12 protein-coding genes are annotated in these 21,216 nt (G+C 72.6%); 1 reads left to right on the forward strand and 11 read right to left on the reverse strand.

Translation table 11 applies throughout. The annotated features are described in order from the left end of the window. Positions 1-6 precede the first annotated feature (6 nt). Positions 7-456, forward strand: a complete 450-nt coding sequence (locus JOD60_RS01045) for a recombinase family protein (RefSeq protein ID WP_076691837.1) — start codon at positions 7-9, stop codon at positions 454-456. A gap of 339 nt (positions 457-795) precedes the next feature. Here the strand turns inward: JOD60_RS01045 and JOD60_RS01050 are convergent, their stop codons facing one another. The 11 genes from JOD60_RS01050 to JOD60_RS01100 all read right to left on the reverse strand — a co-directional run bounded on the left by JOD60_RS01050 (position 796) and on the right by JOD60_RS01100 (position 21,180). Continuing rightward, entirely contained in the window at positions 796-1,578 is a 783-nt protein-coding gene (locus JOD60_RS01050) for a hypothetical protein (protein ID WP_076692301.1), read from the reverse strand. After that, positions 1,575-3,329: a serine/threonine-protein kinase gene (locus JOD60_RS01055; RefSeq protein ID WP_076691838.1), complete on the reverse strand. Its 1,755-nt coding sequence runs from the start codon at positions 3,327-3,329 to the stop codon at positions 1,575-1,577. The genes JOD60_RS01050 and JOD60_RS01055 overlap by 4 nt, the downstream gene beginning before the upstream one ends. Then, positions 3,326-4,786 (reverse strand): FHA domain-containing protein, encoded by a 1,461-nt coding sequence (locus tag JOD60_RS01060; RefSeq protein WP_076691839.1) that lies wholly within the window; start codon positions 4,784-4,786, stop codon positions 3,326-3,328. The genes JOD60_RS01055 and JOD60_RS01060 overlap by 4 nt, the downstream gene beginning before the upstream one ends. Continuing rightward, positions 4,783-5,613 carry a PP2C family protein-serine/threonine phosphatase gene (locus JOD60_RS01065; RefSeq protein ID WP_076691840.1) on the reverse strand — a complete coding sequence of 277 codons (831 nt, stop codon included), beginning with the start codon at positions 5,611-5,613 and terminating at the stop codon, positions 4,783-4,785. Before JOD60_RS01065 ends, JOD60_RS01060 begins: the two co-directional genes overlap by 4 nt. Further along, the gene (locus tag JOD60_RS01070; RefSeq protein ID WP_076692302.1) at positions 5,610-6,848 is read right to left on the reverse strand and encodes an RDD family protein; all 1,239 of its coding nucleotides are present in this window, start codon (positions 6,846-6,848) and stop codon (positions 5,610-5,612) included. Before JOD60_RS01070 ends, JOD60_RS01065 begins: the two co-directional genes overlap by 4 nt. Continuing rightward, complete coding sequence (locus JOD60_RS01075) at positions 6,845-9,235, reverse strand: transglutaminase TgpA family protein (RefSeq protein ID WP_232321659.1); 2,391 nt, start codon at positions 9,233-9,235, stop codon at positions 6,845-6,847. Before JOD60_RS01075 ends, JOD60_RS01070 begins: the two co-directional genes overlap by 4 nt. Further along, positions 9,232-10,554 (reverse strand): DUF58 domain-containing protein, encoded by a 1,323-nt coding sequence (locus JOD60_RS01080; RefSeq protein ID WP_232321660.1) that lies wholly within the window; start codon positions 10,552-10,554, stop codon positions 9,232-9,234. Before JOD60_RS01080 ends, JOD60_RS01075 begins: the two co-directional genes overlap by 4 nt. Before the next feature lie 56 nt (positions 10,555-10,610). Beyond that, positions 10,611-11,582, reverse strand: coding sequence for an AAA family ATPase (locus tag JOD60_RS01085; RefSeq protein ID WP_076691842.1), 972 nt, complete (start codon positions 11,580-11,582; stop codon positions 10,611-10,613). 52 nt (positions 11,583-11,634) lie between these two features. Next, the gene (locus tag JOD60_RS01090; RefSeq protein ID WP_076691843.1) at positions 11,635-17,742 is read right to left on the reverse strand and encodes an Ig-like domain-containing protein; all 6,108 of its coding nucleotides are present in this window, start codon (positions 17,740-17,742) and stop codon (positions 11,635-11,637) included. A gap of 274 nt (positions 17,743-18,016) precedes the next feature. Continuing rightward, positions 18,017-20,374, reverse strand: coding sequence for an ATP-binding cassette domain-containing protein (locus JOD60_RS01095; protein WP_076691844.1), 2,358 nt, complete (start codon positions 20,372-20,374; stop codon positions 18,017-18,019). A gap of 224 nt (positions 20,375-20,598) precedes the next feature. Further along, a complete protein-coding gene (locus JOD60_RS01100) occupies positions 20,599-21,180 on the reverse strand; it encodes a DNA-3-methyladenine glycosylase I (protein WP_076691845.1) in 582 nt (193 codons plus the stop codon). Between the last annotated feature and the right edge of the window lie 36 nt (positions 21,181-21,216).

The raw sequence follows: 21,216 nt of genomic DNA on the forward strand, positions 1-21,216 counted from the left end.
GCTTTCATGACCGATGGACCAGTCTCGACGTCCCCTGCAGCGGATGCCGGGGGCCGCGCACCGGCGGACTACGCCGAATCGGTCGCGCTGCCGGCGACGACCGAGGCCGTTCCGGTCATCGTGTCGGAGAACGACTGGTGGGCGGCTCGCCCCGCCGGATCGCGCCTGGTCGGCCTCGTCGTCGCGCGCGACGACCTGCCCTCGGTCATCGCGCAGCGCGACGCTCTCGCGGGGTTCGGGGTGCCGATCGAGGGGTTCCGGCATCCGGCCCCGGAAACCGGCGAGACGTGGTCCGAGCGCCTCACCCGCCTGTTCGGCCGCCTGACCGCCGGCGATGTCGTGGTCGTCGCCGACAAGCACGCGCTGGGGCGCACCGTGGACGAGGAGACGCACGCCATCGCGGAGCTGCGCCGCCGCGGCATCATCGTCAAGGTGCTCGGCCACTCCCGCGGCTGACGGGTGCGGCGCTGGGGTGCGCGGGCTCGCGGGTTGCGCGGCTGGCGCGCTGCGCGGGTCTCGCGCTCGCGGGTCTCGCCGACCGGGCCCATTGTCGCCCAGTGCGCCCGTTATGGACGGTCTGCACCGGGCCCTCTCGGCGGGAAAGGGCGCACTCGAAGAAGAAGGGTGCGGGGCTGGGGTGCGCGGCCTCGCGGTCGCGGGTCCCGCCGAGCGGGCCCGTTGTCGCCCAGTGCGCCCGCTATGGACGGTCTGCACCGGGCCCTCTCGGCGGGAATGGGCGCACTCGGCGAAGAAGAGAGGCGCGGGGTCAGCGGGGCGAGGGGCGACGGGCGCGGGTCAGGGGCGGCAGGCGGCGGGGGTCTCGGAGGCGTAGCGCTCCGGATCGTCGAGCATCACGAGGTCGTTGCGGGTCACCAGACGCGAGGACACGGCGTGCTCCACCAGGCGCACGCGGCGGTTGGTCGCCGACGACGTGACGCCGCCGCGGAGCCCCGGCACGCCCTGACGGTCGAGCTTGTCGCAGACGTTGTCGAGCTTGCGGTTGAAGCGGGTGATGCTCCACCCCAGGCGCTGCGCCGCCGCGGCCGAGGTCGGCAGCTCGCTCATGCCGGTGCCCTCGCGCCGCAGCACCGGCTCGGCGAGCGCCACGATGAGCAGCTTCTGACTCGGCGTCAGCGGCACCGCCCCGATGGTGGACAGCCCGCCGTCGTCGACCTGGCGCGGCGTCTCGCGGAACGCCGGCTGCGCGGAGTGCACCGACAACTCGTAGGTCGTCGCGCCGGCGGAGAAGACCACCGTCGTCACGCCGAAGACGATCGGCAGCCGCGCGCCCGGCGCGAGCTGCGCCTGCACGCGCCCCTCGGTGTCGGTGACGGTCGCCGACAGTCGCGCGCCGATGTTGATCAGCCACCACAGCCCGCCGGCCTGCTCGAGGGAGAGGAAGTGACGATGCAGGAACCGGTTGTCGTCGATCGCGAGGTCGCCCTCGCGACCGATCGTGAACCGGGTGCCGGAGGGGACCGTGACGTACTCGCCGGCGAACTCGACGGTCACGTCGGTCTTGCCGGGACCGGGCTCGGCGACGCCTGCGGGGGGAACGGTGTCTTCGACGTCGGTCACGATGTGCACTCCCGGGTCACCGGGCCGGCGCGCCCGGTCGAACGAAGCAGGGTGACCTCGATGCAGGTGGTGCCGCCGGGGTCGGCGGGCAGGGTGACCGTCGTCGCCTCGACGCGCTCGTCCTGCCCGTTGCCGGTGAGCGTGACGACGTGCCAGAGGTAGGCGTCACCCTCCTGCGGATCGGGGTTCGTCCAGGTGAACACGGCGTCGGCGCCCTGCACCGAGCCGGTGAGATCGGCGACGGCCGGCACGACGTCGCCGATGGGGTCTTGCGGGGCGACGGATGCCGGGGGGCTCTCGACCGGCTCCTGCACCGCCGGGGCGATGAGGCTCGCGCCGAGCGCGATGCCGCCGACCACGACGACGGCGGCGGCGATGCCCGCGCCGATCCACAGGCCGCGACGCGACCGCGGCGCGGCCGGCCCGCCCGCGGGGCCTCCGCCCGCGGACCCGCCCGCGGCGTCACCGCCGTGGGCCGGCGGAACGGTCGGCGCACCCGGGGCGCCGGCACCGCCGGCTGCCGGGCCGCCGGGCGCGGCCGGGGTCGCCGGGGCCTGCGGCGTCTCCATCGGCCGGCGGCGGACCGTCGCGGTGTCGACGGCGTCGGTGGCCGCGGAGGTGGGAGCGAACCCGGTGTCCGCGACGGTCGCCTCCGGCACGATCGAGACCGGACCGCGCAGGACCGTCGGGTCGGCCGTGTCGCCGGCGTCGGTCACGGGCGGCGCCCACGATGCCGTCGCGGCGGCGTGGGCATCGGGGTGGTCGCGCCGCCGGGTAGGGCCCGCGGCCGGACCGGTCTGCGGTTCGATCGAGACGATGCCGCGGACGCGGGTCAGCTCGCCGTCGACATCCGGGTCCTGGGTGTCCTCGTCCGGAGCGTCGTCGAGGATGTCGATCGGGGTGACGGAGTGCGCGAGCTCGATCTGCACGCGCTGCAGGGCGCGGGCGAACGCGACGGCGGACTCGAAGCGGTCGCCGGGGCGCTTGGCCATCGCTCGCTCGAGCACCGCCTGCAGCGACGCCGGGGCGTCGGCGCGCTCCAGGCGCGGCACCGGCTGGCTTTCGATCCGCTGGATGAGATCGGCGCCGCCGTTGCGGCCGCCGGGCTGCTCGAACGGCGACCGGCCGGCCAGCAGGGTGTACACCGTCGCGCCGAGGGCGTAGACGTCGGTCGCGACGCCCGACTCCGGCTGGTCGGTGAACGACTCCGGCGGCGACCAGGGGATCGACATGCCGGCCGACGACTCCACGGCATCCGCCGTGGTTGCGATGCCGAAGTCCGTGAGCGCGGGACGGTTGTATTCCGTGACGAGAATGTTCGCCGGTTTGATGTCGCGATGCAGGATGCCGGCGCGATGCGCCGTCTCGACGGCCGCCGCGACCTGCACCCCGACGCGGAGCGCCTCGGCCACCGAGAACGCCGCGGCGCGCGAGCGCACCTGCAGGTTCGGGCGCGGGCAGTACTCCATCACGAGGTACGGCCGGCCGTCGTCGGAGACCCCTGCCTGATAGATCGTGACGATCGCCGGATGCGTCGACAGCAGCGCCATCACGTTCGCCTCGGCGGCGAACTGCTCTGCCGCGCCTCCCGCCATGCGTCCCTCGAGCATGACCTTCACCGCGACGCGGCGCCGCGGCAGATGCTGCTCGTAGAGGTAGACGTCGGCGAAGCCGCCGGACCCGAGAACGTCGAGGTACGTGAAACCCGCGAGTGCCGGCGGCGGCGCGGGCGGACGCTTCGCGGCACTCACGGCAGATCCTCGAAGGCGACCGTGACGCCGTCGCCGAGGTCGAGCACGTCCCCGGTGATCACCATGGTCGGCTCCCCCGGATGCAGCCGCACCGGCTCCTGACCGCCGCGCAGCAGCACTGTGCCGTTCGTCGTGTCGAGGTCGGTGACGAGCACGTGCTCGCCCTCGGCGCGGATCTCGACGTGACTGCGCGAGATGTCCTGCTCCGGGCTGTCGACGGCGACGAGCGTCGGAAGGTCGGAACCCGAGGTCCGCGTCGACTTGGGGCGGCGACCGATGATGACGGGGCGCTCCAGTTCGACGACCCGCCCGGTCGACAGCCGGATGCGGCCGCGCGCGGGATGCCGGGCGGGAACGCTGTCGGTGGACTCGTAGCGGTCGGGCTCCGCGGCGCGCATCGCCCGCATGTCGGCGACCGCGATGGTCTCGCCGTCGTGGTCGCCCAGCACGCTCCCCGCGGACGGCGGCGCCGGCGCGGACACCGGCGCAGGTGCGGGGGCGGATGCGGCGTAGACGGGGGCCGGCGGAAGGCCGCGCGGACGGCCCGATGCCGCGATGGTCTCGCCGTCGTGGTCGCCGTCATCGAGGCCGACCTGATCGTCATGGTCGCCGCCGTCGTCGGGCAGGGCGGCGGGCAGGACCGCGGACGGCCGGGCGACGGTCTCGCTCCACAGCACGCGCTCATCATCGGCGGCGTCGCTCGGCTGCTGGGTCGCCATGGGCAGGAGCGTGTCGGCGGCATCCTGCGTCTGACTCAGGGTCTCCGTCGTGGTCTCGCCCTCGGGCGTCGCGGCGTCCGCCGCTGCTGCGGCATCCGCCGGCACGGCGGCATCCGCCCCTGCGGCATCGGCCGCCACCGCAGCATCCGCCGGCACCTCTGCGTCGCGCGGCGCAGACGCCGACGTCCCGTCCGCCGACGACGCGCTCGCGCCCGCACCCGTCGCGCCCGCCCCGGCCGGTACCGCGGGCAGGTCCGCGACGATCATGACGGCGCGGACGACGCCGGAGCGCAGCGGCACGTTCTCATCGGCCGCGTCGGCGCCCCCGCCCACGCCCGCGTCCCCGCCCGCGTCGGCCGCGGGCTCAGGGACGATCGTGATGCGCGTCGCGCCGGGAAGGAACCGCTCCGTCCACGTCGCGACGCCTTCGCCGGAGACCGACTCGGCTCCGCCGTCGCCCTCGACGACCACCTCGACGGCGCCGCGGACCGCGACGCGCACGCCGCCGGCTTCGGCGACGGCCAGCGCGAACGGCGGGATCGCGCTGAGCGACGTGCCGAACGCTCCGGTGAGGGCTTCGATCACCGCGCCGATGCCACCTCCGCCGACCTTGCGCCACACCGCCGTCGCTGTCCCCGCCGACACCGCCGGGGCGAGCACCGCGACCGCGCCGTTCTCGGCGGCGACCCACCATCCGGTCGCGGCCGGGCGGTAGCGCACCAGCGTTCGCTCGGTCATCGACCGTCTCCCCTCGTCCCGGCGCGCGGCCGGGTGTCGCTGTCGGCGTCGCCGCGGCGTGCACCGGCGGGAGCCGTGTCGAACACGTCGTCGTAGCCGGTGACGGCGAGCGCGTCGACGACGACCGCCGTGATGTTGTCGCGGCCGCCGTGCACGAGCGCCTCGTGGATCAGCCGGGTGGCCGCATCGGCCGGGTCGGCCTCGTCGGCGAGGATGTCGCGCAGCCGCGCGGCCGACAGCTCGCCGGACAGACCGTCGGAGCACACCAGGATGCGGTCGCCGGGCTCGGCGGGGACCATCCAGTAGTCCGCCTGCCCGTCGCTGCCCGCCCCGATCGCCCGGGTGATCTCGTTGCGCCGACTGTCGGTGACGGCATCCTCTCCGGAGAGGAGCCCCGCGTCGAGCAGTTCCTGCACGACGGAGTGGTCGACGCTGATCTGCTCCAGCAGGCCGTTCGCGAATCGGTACGTGCGGGAGTCGCCCACGTTGACCGTGAGCCAGTATCCGACGCCGCCGACCTCGGCGATGGCGACACCGGTGAGGGTCGTGCCGGCGGCTCGCCCGTCGCTCGCAATCGCCTCGACGCGGACGCGCGACCGGCGCAGCGCCGCGCGCACCTGGTCGATGCCGAGGCTCGGCGCACCCACGAGCTGCGCGAACTCCGCGACGACCGCAGCGCTGGCCCGGTCCCCCGCGTCGTGTCCGCCCATGCCGTCGGCGACGAGGAACAGCGGGGCGTCGGCGAGGAAGGAGTCCTCATTGACGCGGCGCCGGAGCCCGGTGTGCGAGGCGGCGGCAGCGCGCACGTGGATGGGCGCATCGATCATGGGGCGACCTCGATCCGCACCTGCCGGTCGCCGAACTCGAGCACATCGCCCATCCGCACCCGGGTGGGCTCACCCGGCACGGCCGGCCGACGCTCGGCGCCGCGGCGCACGACGACGCCGTTCGTGGAGTGACGGTCGATGACCCACAGCGCCGGATCGACGTCGCCGTCGGGCGCGGGGAGGAGCTCGAAGTGCGTCTTCGACAGCGACAGCGTCTCGTCGCGGATCGGACAGACCATGGCGCCGGTTTCGGGCACGGGGTTGCGGCCGAACAGCGTGCGACCGTAGACGGCCTGCGTCGCGCCGTCGTCCCACGCCAGTCGCGCGAGGACCTTCTCGCCCGTGGACAAGCGCGTCTGGTCGACGAGATCCGGCAGGACCGAGGGGTGCCGGGCGGATGCCGGGGCGGGAGCCGGCGGGACGGGCGCCGCCGGGGGTGTCGCGGCGGGAGCCGACACCGTCGGGACGACGGGCCCTGCCGCACCGGACCCTGCCGCGCCGGGCACGGCCGCGCCGGGCACCGCCGCCGGCCGTCCCGGCGAGGTGACGCCCGGCACGAACGAGATGACACCGGCCGGGGGTGCGGCGGCGGCCGTGGCGGGACTGATGACGGTGCGCTCGTCGGGCTCGGCCGCGGGATCCGCTGCGATCGCCGGGGCGGGGTACGGCGCCGGGTACGAGGCGGGCTTTCCCAGGGGACCAGGGATGCCGGTGCGCGGGGTGGCCCCGGCATCCGTCGTCGCTCCCGCTCCGCTCGCCGTCGTCGCCGGCGCCGCGACCACCGCGCCGTGACCGGCGATGTCGGCCATGACGGCGCCGGAGACCTGATCGTGCCAGCCGCGACGCCAGGGCGTCGGGTCGAACAGCGGCGAGAACATGCCCACGATGATGGCGGAGCCGAGGCCCCAGATGACGTTGCGCAGCAGGGCACGGCTGAACCCGAGCGGGGCGTCGTCGCTGTCGCGCACGAGACGCAGGCCGAGCGCCCGCATGCCGATCGACCCGCCGCCGCCCTGCATCAGCGAGTAGACGAAGAACCAGCCGATCGCGACGGCGTAGGCGCCGATGCTGGCGGCGATGAGCGGGAATCCGCCCTCGGTGCCCAGCGAGATGCCGCCGAGCACGGCGGCCGCCACCAGCAGCACGATGAGGGCCACCGCACCGTCGATGAGGTACGCCCCGATCCGCCGGCCGAGCAGGGCCGGGCGGCGTGCGAGATCCGGCGCCGCGCTCATCGGCTGCCCTTCCGCGCCGCCCACGTCCCCTGCACGCGGGTGCGGAGGCTCCCGATCGCCCCGCCGATGCCGCTCCCCGCCGCGCGCCACAGCGCGGCCGGTCCACCCGCCGTGCCACCGCGGCGCAGCGACCGCAGGCTCAGCCGCGCGCGCAGGCGCTGCCACAGCGACGTGGACCCTCTCATCTCACCGACGATATCGTCCACCTCGCGCCAGAACGCCTCCACGTCCTCGGGCGCGGGATCGCCCGGACCGTAGACGTCGAGATCGGCGCGGGTGGCGAGCTCGGTGACCCGCGGCTGGGCGAACGCCGCCCCCACGACGGCGGCGCTCTCGCTACGAGTCGCCCCGGCGACGACGGGGGCACGCAGGTCGACGGCCGAGTCGACGAGCTCGTCCCAGCCGCCCGAGATGCGGTCGGCGGTGCGTGCGGCGCTGCGTCGGCGGGCGCGGCGGGCGCCCTTGACGACGCCCATCACGATGAAGGGGGCGGCAAGCAGCAGCAGCACGCCCAGGCCGATTCCGCCGTACAGCAGCACCGGGCCGAGCCAGTCGATGCCGGCGGCTTCGTCGTCCTCCTGCTCGCGGTCCTCCGCGATCGCGGGCGGCAGGTCGGCGGGCTCCTGCGCGGGCGGCGGCGGCTGCAGCACCTGCGGCTTCGGGTTGGCCCGCGGCTTCGTGGTCTGGTCGTTGGGCTGGTTGTCTTCGTCGGGCGTCGGGTCGAACGTGACCCACCCGACGTTCTCGAACGCGATCTCGACCCAGGCGTGCAGGTTGTCGCCGGTGGCCGTGAAGACGGCGCCGCCCTGGCCGTCCTCACCCGGGTGCCACCCCATCACGACGCGCGCCGGTATGCCGAGCTGGGTCGCCATGAGCGCCATCGCGACGGCGTACTGCTCGTCGTCGCCGATCATCTGGTCGCCGCCGAAGAGCGTCGTGATGCGGCTCGCCCCGTGCCCCGAGAGCGAGAGCACGTCGTCGGCGAGACCGTGGCTGAAGAACCCGTCGGTGTGCAGCCAGCTCTCCAGCGCCCGCGCCCGCTCGATGGGCGTCTCGGCGTCGGCGACCGCCTTCGACGCGAGATCGGCGATCTTCTCCGGAATGCCGGTCTGCTTGGGCATCTTCAGCGCGGCGAACGGCACGTCGGCCAGTGCCGCGTCGGACGGCTGCTCGGGCACGACGGTGGTCATCGTGTACGCGTCGCCGGCGGCGAGGCCGCCGGGGGCCACGGCGGTGCCGGTCGCGTCGTTGAAGTGCGTCGTGCGGGCCAGCTCCGCGGCGCGCGGACCGTCGAAGGCGAACGAACGGACCGACCCGACATCGGGCACCCACACGCCGGCGAGCTCGCCGATCTCGACGCGCACCGTGGCGGGTGTGCCCTCCGCGGCCGGCGACATGTTCGAGCGGATCGGGGTGAAGGCGCTGGACGAGCCGGCGCCGTCGTCGGAGACGTTGTAGACGATGCCGTCGTACGCGTCCATCGTCGCCAGCCGCACCCGGCCGTCCTCGGGGAGCCCGGTCACGGTGAACAGGGTGGTGTCGGCGTCGTCGCGGACGTAGCCGCGGAAACTCTGCAGCGGGCTCGGGTACTGCGTGATGTCGAACGGCGGCACGACGAAGTCGCGCAGGATGTAGCGCGGCACCGGCGGCGCGGCGACGGCGGCGGTCGTGACGCCGACGCCGGTCGCGACGGCCAGCACGGCACCGGCGGCCACGAGGCGGCGCGTGCGGGAGCTCCGCACCGACTCGGCATCCGACGCCCCTGCCGACTCGACGCGGACGGCGGCGCGGTCGTGCTCCCACGAGCGACGCAGCGCGAGCCAGACGATGGCGACGACGGCGAGGAGCACGCCCTGCACGATCGGCGCCGCCGGCTGCGCCACGCCCAGCAGGATCGTCGCCACCAGCACGACGACCGCCGGCAGCAGGGCCCACGCGGCGTGGCGCGCGCGCAGCGCGAGCGAGCCCGTCAGCACGCCCCCGACGAGGGTGAGGATGAAGGGGACGATGAGGTGACCGTCGGCTGCCGCGACCGGCGGCACCGTGGTCAGCAACTGCTTCCAGGACGTGACGGTGCCGATCGCCAGCTGCTGCAGGGTGTCGAGGGTGGGCACGATGCCCAGGAGCGCGGTGTGGGGCAGCGCGAGCGCGCCGCCGAAGACGATGTACGCGCCCACCGTCGCACCGGCGAGGCTCAGGATCCCCCACCGCTGACGGGCGCCCAGCCACGCCAGCGCGAGACCCAGCGCGAGGCCGCCGAGGGCGGCCACGAGGTACTGGGGCGAGTCGAACGTGGGCGCGAAGCCGATGACCGACACGAGCAGCATCAGCGCGGCGGCGGCCAGGTCGACCAGCACGATGCGGGTCGAGCGGGCGGCGGCTCTCACGACAGCACCTTCCGCACGGCACGCGGGAGCTGGTCGAGGTCGCCGATCGTGACGACGTCGGCCTCGCCGATGCGCTTGAGGGCCGGCGCGTCCACGCGGGAGTCCGCGACGATCGCGAGCGCGCGCACGCCCAGCGGCAGCCGCGAGCACGCCAGGCGCAGGTCCGCGGCATCCGTCTTCGATCCGGTCACGAGCACGACGACCGCCGCCTGCGGGGCGTGCGCGGCGATCGAGCCGGCGAGCGCGACGACGCCGCCGGAGCGCGGACGTGAATGCTCGAGCATCGACAGCTCGTCGAGGAAGCGCCGCGCCGTGATCGAGCGGACGGGACCGTGCTGCGTGCGCGCATCGAGGATGCGGGAGTCGCGCAGCGCCCGCAGACCCACCGACGCCGCGGCGGAGATCGCGACCTCGAACTCCTCCGGGTCGCGGTACTCGTCGGGGTGCGTCGACAGGCCGACGACGAAGTGCGAGCGACGGGTCTCCTCGTACTGGCGGACCATGACCTCGCCGACCCGGGCCGTCGACTTCCAGTGCACATGCCGGAGGTCATCGCCCGGCTGGTATTCGCGCAGGGCGTGGAACGACACGTCGTCGCGGGACAGGTGCTGCGCCGGCAGGCCCTCGAGGTCGCGCAGGTGGCCGAGCGAGAGGCCGTCGAGGCTCGTCGTCCGCGGGTGGACGTACAGGTCCACGGCCTGGCGCCGGTCGTTGGTGCGCTCGAAGAGGCCGAGCGGATCGCCCCGCCGGACGCTGACGGGACCCACCGACAGCACGCCGCGCCGCGACGTCGGGATCGCGAAGACCTCCTCGTGCTCCTGCGCGGGCGCCAGGCGCGGCACCTGGAAGACGCCGCGGCCGGCGCCGACGGGCAGCACGACCTCGGACGGCAGGATCGTGCGGGAGGTGTTGTTGACGAGCGTGAGACCGCCGACCGCCCGTTCGCCGACGACGACGTGCGTGCGGGTGAGGTCGAGCTCGATGTCGTAGCTCGTGCGGCCGAACAGGAACGCGACGCACAGCACGATCACGGCCGACAGCACGGCGGCGGCGACGAGGAACTCCTCCCAGCCGAACGCGAGCGCGAGCCACCACACCACGACGGTCGAGGCGATCAGCACCCAGCCGAGCGGGCGGATGACCTCGGCGACGGCACGGCCGACGCGGGCGGTGGACCGCCACGCCGACTCGACGCGCTCCCGCCACTTCTCGCCCCGGGTCGCCTCGCGCGCCGCGACGAGGGTCGCCCCGGCATCCGTCGCCTCTTCCGCGACGTCGTCCGCCGGCTGCGTATCCGGTGCGACGGGTGCGCCGGACACGCCGGCGTCCCGTCGCGCACGGCGCGACGGGGCCAGGGTCTCCGGCGCCTGGGTCATCAGCTCGCGGCCCGCGCGAGCGGAGCCTCGACCGCCGTGAGCGCACGCTGGACGACGGTCTCAGCAGTGGTGCCGGAGAACTCCGCCTCGGGGTCGAGCACGAGACGGTGCGCCCACACCGGCACGGCGAGGGTCTTGATGTCGTCGGGGATCACGAAGTGCCGGCCCTGCGAAGCGGCGTACACCTTCGCGACCCGCATCATCGAGATCGCGCCGCGCACCGAGACCCCGAGACGCGTGGCCTCCGACGCGCGGGTGGCCTCGACCAGCTGCGCCGCGTAGCGCGCGACCGCGGGATCGATGTGGACGGATGCCGCGAGGTCGGCCATGTCGGCGACGGCACCGGTCGTGATGACCGGCGACAGGTTCGCCGAGGGGTTGCGGTCGACGGCGCCCGCGAGGATCCGCTCGGCGACGGCGAGCGAGGGATAGCCGATCGAGGTCTTCAGCATGAAGCGGTCCAGCTGCGCCTCGGGCAGCTTGTACGTGCCGGACTGCTCGATGGGGTTCTGCGTCGCGATGACGAGGAACGGCCTGCCCACCTCGTGCGCGACGCCGTCCACGGTGACGCGGGACTCCTCCATGACCTCCAGCAGGGCCGACTGCGTCTTCGGTGAGGCACGGTTGATCTCGTCGGCCAGCACGATCGAGGCGAACACCGGGCCGCGGTGGAACTCGAACCGGTGGTTCTGCTGGTCGTAGATCGTGACGCCGGTGACGTCGGAGGGCAGCAGGTCGGGCGTGAACTGGATGCGGGTGCTCGTGCCCTGCACGCTCGCCGCGATCGCCTTGGCGAGGCTCGTCTTGCCGGTGCCCGGCGCGTCCTCCAGCAGCACGTGGCCTTCGGCGAGCATCGCCGAGAGCACGAGGCCCACCACCTCGCGCTTGCCGAGCAGGGCCTGGTCGACGTTGTCGACGAGGCGCGTGAAGGTGTCGCGGAACCACGCCGCCTGTTCCGGGGTCATGCTCATGTCTTCTCGTTCCTCGTGTCTCTCGGTTTGTCGTGCGGTGACATTGACGGCGCTAACCGCGCGGCCACCATGTCTTCTCGGTGTCGACGCCGCCGCCCCAGCCGATGATGTCCACCCAGACGTCGTAGCCGTCCGCGCCCAGTCGGCACTCCAACTGGGCCGAGCCGTTACCGGTGAAGTCGATCGTCGCTCGGTAGTTGTTGAAGCCGTCGCCGGCGCCACCACCGCCCAGTGCACCGTTGTAGCAGTCGACACCGCGCGGACCGGCATCCATGTTCTGCCAGTTGACGACGAAGTAGTAGCAGCCGTTGACACACGACTGCGGGGCGGCCGCACCGCGCGTGACCCACACCCGCGGCGGGGGCTTGGGCTGTGTCGTCGCCGACCTCGACACCGTCGTGGTCTGCCCCGCAGCGCTCGTGCGCACCTCGATGGTGCCGGTCGCGCTGTAGCCGTACCCCTTCGAGTACGATCCGCTCGCATCGCGGCTGATCAGGGCCCCGTCGACGTACACCTCCGTCGAGATGTCCCGTCCGTTGCGGCCCGGCGAACTCCACGAGTAGCTGATCGCCCGGTCTCCACCGCTCGCCGAGGCGCTCGGGTTTCCGATCGGGCCGTAGGGTGCCACAGCGTTGGAGGTGTTGGATGCCGTGCTCGCGAACTGCGATCCGTCGACGGTCGACACGGCGCGCACGCGCACCGTGTAGGTGCCGTTGTTGGCCACCTGGGAACCTGCGATCGTGCCGGAGCCGCCCGAGCCGCCCGATGCCCAGTCGCCCCTCCACGTGCCCCCGTCCACCGAGTACTGGTACTGGATCTCCGAGGACGCGGCGCCGTTGGCCGCACCGGCTATCCACGTGACGCCGACCTGGTTGTTCCCCTCGCTCGCCGCGACACCCGTGGGGGCACCCGGCGCGGTCACGCCGCGACGGGGCGCCGAGGTGGGGCTGTACTCCCCCCACCCGGCCTTGTTCTGGGCGCGCACGTCGAAGGTGTAGTTCGTCGTCGAGGTGTCCACGACGACGGCCTGGCTCGTCTGCCCGGCAGGTACCGGCACGGTCTTCACGACGGTCGAGCCCTGCTTGACGCGCAACTGGTAACCCGAGATCGCGTCGCCGTTGTTCGCGGGCTGGTTCCAGTTCACCTCGATCTGCGCCTGCGAGCCGACCGGGTCGAGCAGCGTCGTCGTCGGTGAGTTCGGAGCGACCGGGGGCGCGGCGGGCACCATCGTGGCCGACCACGGGCTGAAGTCGCTCGGCTCGGGCGCACGGTTGTGCGCCCGCACGCGCACCTGATAAGCGACCCCGTTCTCCAGGCCCTCCCAGACGGTGTTCGTGGCTCCGACACCGGTCTTCTGCACGATGCCCGACGGCGGCGCCGGCGAGATCTCCAGCGTGTACGTCTCGACGGGCGAGCCCTCGGTGCGCGGCGTCGTCCACGCGACCTTGAGGCTCCGGTCGCCGAACGCGAGCGTCGGCGGGGCCGGTGTGTCGGGGCGCACGTCGGGGCGCGCCGTCTCCGACGGCACCGACGGGTCGGAGGCGCCGACCTTGTTGGTCGCGATGACGGTGAAGTTGTACTCGACGTTGTTCGTGAGCCCATCGAGGGTGCACGTCGTCGAGGCGCACTGCTTCATGTAGCCGCCGGTCGTCGAGGTCACCGTGTAGCCGGTGATCGGCGAGCCGTTGTCGATGGGCGGCGTCCACGACAGCACGACGGTGCGGCTCTGCACGCTCGACACGACGGGCTTGCCGGGCGCGTCGGGGCGCCCCTGCACCGTGATGCGGATGCGGCCTTCGACGGCGCGGTCGGCGTCCTCCGTGGCATCCATCACCCGGTAGCGCACCACGACGGTGCCGACGTAGGTCTTGTTGCTCGTGACCTCGACGCGGTCGCCCTTCAGCGTCACCTGGGCCTGACCGGTCTCGAGCACGGCGCTGTCGAGCGTGAGCGGCTTGTCGGGGAACGGGTTGACGTCGTTGGCGAGCACGGCGACCGACTCGGTCGAGCCCTGGTCGGACTGTTCGATGACGTCGTCGTTCGCGCTCGCGAGCTGGCGGGTGGATGCCGTGACCTCGACCGAGATCGTCGCCTCGGCCGGCTCGGTCTCGCCGTCGTCGGCGGTGACCGTCAGCAGCGCCCGTGTGCCCTTCGCCGTGTTCGCCGCGGCGGAGACCCGCAGCGTCGTACCGTCGACATCGGCCGTGAGCCCCTGGGGGGTCGAGCCCTTCAGCTCGAACGTCAGGTTGCCCTGGTCCTCGGGGTCGGGGTCGGTCGCGAGCGCGGCGAGGTCGAGCGCCGACGCCTCCTCGCCCGGCGCGACGTTCATCGAGGCGCCCACCATCGTCGGCGACTGGTTGTCGGGCGGCAGCACCGTGATCGGGATCGTGAGCGTCGCCTTGCGGCCGGCGGGATCGTCCGGCCCGTCGCCGTCGGTCACCTCGAACGTCAGCGCATCGGTGCCGAAGTAGCGGTCGGCGGAGGTGTAGACGAGCGTGCGCTGGTCGGTGAACAGCTGGTCGCCGTTCGCGTGCGCGGCCGTGACCTTGGCGGCCTCGGTGATGACGACGTCCTTTCCTCCCGCGGCGCGCACGTAGTCCTTCAGCGGCAGCTCGATCGTCTCGCCGCTCTTGACCTCGACGGCGTTGGTGGAGATGAGGCTCGGCGGCAGCTCGCTGAGGGCGGGAACGCGGATGAAGGCGGATGCCGACTGGTCGTCCTCGTCGGTGACGGTGTAGGTGATCAGCTGCGCGGTCTCGCCGAGCGTCACGCGCACCGTGCCGTCGCGGAGGACCCGGGCGCCGTCGCCGCCGGCGCCGAGCGTGACGGTGAGGGCGCTCTTGGTGCCGTCGGGGTCGTCGTCGTTGTCGAGCACGGCGACGTCGGCGGTGCCATCGTCCTGCACGTCTTCGGCGCGGACACGGTCGTCTCGGGCGATGGGGCGCTCCAGCGGCACGTCCTCGTCGACGGTGATCTGCACGCTCGTGGTCGCGCGCAGTCCGCGCTCGTCGGTGATCGCGTACTGGACCGAGGTGTTCATCTCCTCGTCGGGCGAGGTGATCAGCAGGTACTTGCCGCTCGTCTTCGCCTTCAGGCCGGGGACACCGTCGGGCACCGTGACGGCGTCGTCGGGGGCGAAGCCGACCTCGTCGCCGTCGGGGTCGGTGTCGTTCGCGAGCACCGGCAGCGCCACTTCGCGCCCGGGGCGCATGACCACGGCATCCCGCACCGCGTAGGGCGCCTGGTTGGTCGAGGCGGCCGGGGCGATGCCCACCTGGATCGTCGCGGTGCCCTCCTTGCCCAGCCGGTCGCGGACGCGATAGGTGAAGGTGTCGGAGCCGATCGCGTCGTCGTAGGCCTCGTAGGTGAAGCTGTTCGACGTCGTCTCGGCGATGCGGCCCTTCTTCGGAGCGTCGGCGATGCCGACGAGCTCGACGGAGTCGCCGTCCTCGTCGATGCCGTCCAGCGGCACCGGGATCTCGACGCGGGACGCGCTGAGCGTCCGGGCGGTGAGGTCGCGGGGGCGCGGGGCGGAGTTGGCCTCGTCGTTGCGCGGCAGGATCTGGATCGTGACGTAGGCGGCATCGTGCTGGCCCGTGGAATCCACGGCCTGGTACGTCGCGTAGACGGTCTTCGGCTCGTCGCCGGCGCGGAAGCGGACGGTGTCCTCCGACACGAATGCCTCGCCGTCGGCGGCGTCGATGAGCGGCGGCACGAGGTCGGGCTCGACGTGGATCGTGTCGCCATTGGGGTGGTAGTCGTTCTCGAGCACCGGGATCGTGACCGTGTCACCGACGCGCACGACGACCTGGTCGTCGTTGGCGACCGGCGGGCGCAGCCGCGCGGGGGCGGGCACCGGGATCACGACGATCTCGCCGTCGGCCGACTGCGAGCCGTTGGAGATCGTGTAGCCGACGCGCACCTGCTGGTCGATCGAGGCGAGATCGGTGATGCGGATGGTCTCGTGACCGAGAACGGCCGCGGCGACACCCGTGCCGGAGTCGACCGTGACCGACTGCACGACGAGGATGCCGCCGGCGGGGTCGGTGTCGTTGGAGAGCACGTTCACGAGCACCTCGCCGCCGCTCGGCAGCAGGGCCACATCGCGCACCGCGACCGGGGGCAGGTCCTCGTTGGACTCCGGCAGCACGTCCACGCGCACGAGGCCGGGCACCGAGTTCGGGCCCGCCGAGACGAGGTACTGGGCGTAGTAGGTGCCGGGGGCTGCCGCCGTGAAGGTGAAGGTCTTGTCGGCGAAGTCGGGCGTGATGGTGGCGCCGGGCACCTCGTCGACACGCGTCAGGCGCAGCTGCTCGCTGCCGGAGCTGGTGTCGTTGGTCAGCGGCGCGACGGTCACCGAGCGCCCGGCGCGGGTGACGACGTGGTCGGCGTTGGTGATCGGCACGGTCGTGCCGAGCGGTCGGATGTCGTAGCGCGCGACGCCGGCGCCGCGATCGGTGCCGTCGGAGACGACGATCGGCACGTCCTTGCGCCCCTGCACCCCGCCGATCGCGCGGTAGGTGATCTGCCCGTCGGAGGTGAAGTCGGCCTCGTCGCCGCCGTCGGCGACGACGTCGAGCAGGAAGATGTCGTCGCCGTCGGGGTCGATCCAGTCCGGCAGCACGTTGTACGAGGCGGTGCCGCCCGACTCGACCGTGATGGGCGTCGTGCGCTTCTGCACCGGCGCGGAGTTCACGTCGAACGGGTGGACCGAGAGGGTGACGGATGCCGTGGCCTCGCCGCCGCGGCCGTCCTGCACGGTGTACCGGAAGCTCGTCGACCCGGTGGCGTCGTCGGGCGTCGTGATCTGGAGGGCGGCGCCGTTGTGGATCGGCTCGACCGTGCCGAAGCCCGGGACCTGCGAGACCGCCGCGACGAGGACGTCGCCGTCGGCATCCGTGTCGTTGTCGAGCACCGGGAGCACCGTCGTGCGGCCGGGACGGATGCCGTATTCATCGTCCTGCGCGACGGGAGGGGTGTTCTGGTCGGTGCGCTCGGGGAGGGTGGTCTGCACCGTCTCCTCGGTGGTCTCCTCCTCCTCTTCGCCCTCGCCCTCCGGCGGCGTGATGTCCTGCCAGTTGTCGACGCGCTGCATCGAGTCCGACGCCATCCACGCCGCCCCGCCGAACACGTCGTTGAGGACGACCACGTCGCGGTTGACCCGGAAGCGCAGGATGCTCGTCGGCTCGATGCCGGGCACCTCCTGCACGACGTCGTCCGCCTCGCCCGGGCAGTCGCGCACGTAGCGGCCGGACCCCGACCATGCGCCGTAGGCGCACCCGGCGACGTAGACGGGCTGCGCGGCCGTGCCCTTAGCGCCGCCGGCATCCGTCGTCACCGGGTCACCGCCGCCGAGCGGCACGCGCACGAGCGCCGTCGGGGTCGCGAGCGTCACGGCATCCGCCGTGCCGGAGGGCTCCTGCAGCACGGCATCGGCGGGGACCTCGACCCGCGAGCCGTCGCTGCCGTAGAGCGTGTTCGTGTCGTGATCGAGCACGAACGCGATCGTGCCGACGACGGTGATCGACAGCTCGTGGTCCTTCGCGACGCCCTCGAGGGTGCGCGAGGACTTCTCGACCGTCGCGCCCTCGTCGCCGGGGCCGTAGGAGCGCAGGGCGCCGTCTTCGGCGGAGACCGCGTAGACCGTGCCGTCGACACCGACCGCCACCTGGGCGTTCTCGCCCACGTCGGCGACCGGTTCGCTGCCCTCGGCGCCGATGCCGCTGACCGCAGTGAACGGGCTCGCCCACAGCGACCCGGACGGCTCCAGGACGGCGACGGTGCCCGACCCCATCGCGATCTCGGAGCCGGGGGCGATGTCGGCGGAGTCGGACATGATGACGCGCGCCGGGTCGATCGCCGAGATGGAGGATGCCGTGCCGTCGACGACCAGCACGCGCGAGCCGCTCTGCAGCAGGTCGTAATCCGCGGAGCCGGTGCGCAGTCCGCCGTCGAGGACGCGGGAGGAGTGGTTGAAGTGTCCGACGAGCAGGCTCGACTGCTTCGTGACCCAGACGCCGCCGTCGTTGAGGTCGACCTCGGTGGTGGGCTTGCCCTCGTAGGCGTAGGCGAAGTAGCCGACGGTGAGTGCCACGGCGGTGACGACAGCAGCCGAGGCGAGGGCGCGCGGACGCGCGCGAAGCCACGCAAAGGACTTCATTGAGGCTCGGCTCCCCCTCCGGACTCGGTTGTTGCGTGGCGTCGGGACCTGGTGCTGAAGCAGGCGCACACTCGTGCAGACGCCGTTAGCCTACGTCACACTCCCGCGCGCACTGAAACGCCCGGCATGGGGAGAACTGCCCATCCCCCGGCATCCGCCCCCCTGCGCGAACCCTCGCCCCTGGACCGACCCCTCACTCCCAGAGCGTGCCGGAGATAAGGGTTCGTCCCGGGAGGGAGGGTTCGGCGGGGTGAGCGAGGCGGGACCGGACCGCTCAGGCGCCCACGTACCGGGCGAGATGCTGGGCCGTGAGCGTCTCACCCTGAGACACCAGGTCGGCAGGGGTCCCCTCGAACACGACGGTGCCGCCGTCGCGGCCGGCACCGGGGCCGACGTCGATGATCCAGTCGGCGTGAGCCATGACCGCCTGATGGTGCTCGATCACGATGACGGAGTTGCCGGCATCCACCAGCCGGTCCAGGAGCGCCAGAAGGTTGTCGACGTCCGCGAGGTGCAGGCCCGTCGTCGGCTCGTCGAGGACGTAGACGGCGCCCGTCTTCGCCATCGAGATCGCGAGCTTGAGGCGCTGCCGCTCGCCGCCGGAGAGGGTGTTCAGCGCCTGACCGAGCGTGATGTAGCCGAGCCCGACGTCGATCATGCGGAGGAGCGTCGTGTGGGCGGGCCCCTTTCCCAGGAAAGCCGCCGCCTCGTCGGCGCTCATCGCGAGCACCTCCGCGATGGTGCGCCCGTCGAGGGTGTACTCCAGCACGTCGTCGCTGAACCCGGAGCCCTCGCACAGCTCGCATCGGGTCTCGACGCTCTGGGTGAAGCCCAGATTTGTGATGATGACGCCGAGCCCCCGGCAGGCCGGGCACGCGCCGTCGGAGTTCGCGCTGAACAGCGCCGGCTTCACGCCGTTCGCCTTCGCAAACGCCTTGCGGATGTCGTCGAGGATGCCGGTGTACGTCGCGGGACTCGACCGGCGCGACCCCTTGATGGGGGTCTGATCGACGACCACGACCTCGGCGCTCGCGGGCAGGCTGCCGTGGATCAGCGACGACTTGCCGGATCCGGCGACGCCCGTGATGACGGTGAGGATGCCGAGCGGCACATCGACGTCGACGTCCTTGAGGTTGTGTAGGTTCGCGCCGCGGATCTCGATCGCGCCCGTCCGGGTGCGGGTGGTGGGCTTGAGCTCGGCGCGATGGTCGAAGTGCCGGCCGGTGATCGTGTCGGAGGCGCGGAGCCCCGCGACGTCGCCCTCGTACATGATGCGCCCGCCGTGCCGGCCGGCGCCGGGGCCGAGGTCGATGACGTGGTCGGCAATCGCGATGACCTCGGGTTTGTGCTCCACGACGAGGACGGTGTTTCCTTTGTCCCGCAGCAGGAGCAGCAGGTCGTTCATGCGCTGGATGTCGTGCGGGTGCAGACCCGTGGACGGCTCGTCGAACACGTAGGTCATGTCCGTGAGGCTCGATCCCAGGTGGCGGATCATCTTGGTGCGCTGGGCCTCGCCGCCCGAGAGCGTCCCGCTGGAGCGGTCGAGCGAGAGATAGCCGAGTCCGATGTCGACGAAGGAGTCGAGCGCCTGGGTGAGGCCGGCGACAAGGGGCGCCACGGCCGGGTCGTCGATCGTGGCGACCCAGGCGGCGAGGTCGGTGATCTGCATCGCCGCGGCATCCGCGATGCTCACTCCGGCGATCTTCGACGAGCGCGCGCCGTCGTTCAGGCGCGTTCCCCCGCATGCCGGGCAGGGCATGAACTTGACGGCGCGGTCGACGAAGGCGCGGATGTGGGGCTGCAGGCTGTCGCGGTCCTTCTGCAGCATCGACTTCGTGACCTTGGGGATGAGTCCCTCGTAGGTCATGTTGATGCCGGCGATCTTGACCTTGGTCTGCTCTTTGTGGAGGAAGTCGTGCAGTTCGGCCTCGGTGTAGTCGGCGATGGGCTTGTCGCGGTCGAGGAACCCCGATTCGGTGAAGCCCTTCACCATCCAGCCGTCCGGGTTGTACCCCGGGACGCGGATGGCGCCCGCCGCGAGCGACAGCGACCGGTCGAGGAGCTCATCGAGGTCGATGTCGCTGACCTGGCCGAGCCCCTCGCACGCGGGGCACATGCCGCCGGTGATCTCGAACGAGCGGCGCTCCTTGACCTTCTGGCCGCTCTTCTCGAACGTGACCGCGCCGGCGCCGGAGACCGACGGCACGTTGAAGGAGAACGCCTGCGGCGAGCCGACGTGGGGAACGCCGATGCGGCTGAAGAGGAGTCGCAGCATCGCGTGCACGTCGGTCGCGGTGCCGACCGTCGAGCGGGCGTTGGATCCCATCCGCTCCTGGTCGACGACGATCGCGGGGCTGATGTTCTCGAGCGCGTCGACGTCGGGGCGGCTCAGCTGCCCCATGAACTGCTGGACGAACGTCGGGTAGGTCTCGTTGATGAGGCGCTGCGACTCGTTCGCGATCGTCCCGAACACGAGGCTGGACTTGCCGGAGCCGCTGACCCCCGTGAACACCGTCAGCCGGCGTTTGGGGATCTCGACGTCGATGCCCTGCAGGTTGTTCTCGCGAGCGCCGATGACGCGGATGACCTCGTGCGAGTCGGCGATGTGCGCGGGCTGCGGTTCGGGTGCCATGGCGACAGTCTGCCCTGCCCGGCCGCGGTCTCGGGGGTCACGCGTGCGTAACTCTGTCCGCCCGCGCTGGCCCATGGCGGGGGTCACGCGTGCGTAACTCAGTCCGCCCGCGCTGGCCCATGGCGGGGTCACGTGTGCGTAACTCAGTCTGCCCGCGCTGCGGCAGCGGGAGCCGCCGCGGAATCATGCGCCCGCGCGCCGCCGCGCGCGGGCGGCAGACTGAGTTAGGCACGCGCGCGATGGCAGCCGACGAGGTGGTCGTCGACCATCCCGGCCGACTGCATGAGCGCGTACATCGTCGTGGATCCCACGAAGCGGAAGCCCGCCTTCCGGAGCGTCTTCGACAGGGCGTCGGATGCCGCGGTCACCGCCGGCACGTCGGCGAAGGACCGCGGCCGGTCGGCCTCGGCCCGCGGCGCGGGGGCGAACGACCACATCAGGGCGTCGAGCTCCCCCGGCGCCATCGCCACGACCAGGCGAGCGTTGCCGATCGTGGCGAGGATCTTCGCGCGATTGCGGATGATGCCGGCATCCGCCATCAGCCGTTCCACATCCGCCTCGTCGAACGCGGCGACGGCAGCGGGCTCCAACCCGGCGAACACCTCACGGAAGCGCGGGCGCTTGCGCAGGATCGTGATCCACGACAGCCCAGCCTGAAACCCCTCGAGGCTCATCTTCTCGAACAGGGCGCGGTCGCCGTGCAGCGGCCGACCCCACTCCTCATCGTGATACCGGCGGTACTCCGCGTCGTCACCGACCCAGCCGCAGCGGGACAGTCCGTCGGGGCCGATGCGCAGGTCGTTCACCCGGCCAGCGTATCCACGGGCGCCGACGCGCCCGCG

The sequence above is a fragment of the Microbacterium aurum genome (assembly GCF_016907815.1).
Classification (GTDB): Bacteria; Actinomycetota; Actinomycetes; order Actinomycetales; family Microbacteriaceae; genus Microbacterium; species Microbacterium aurum.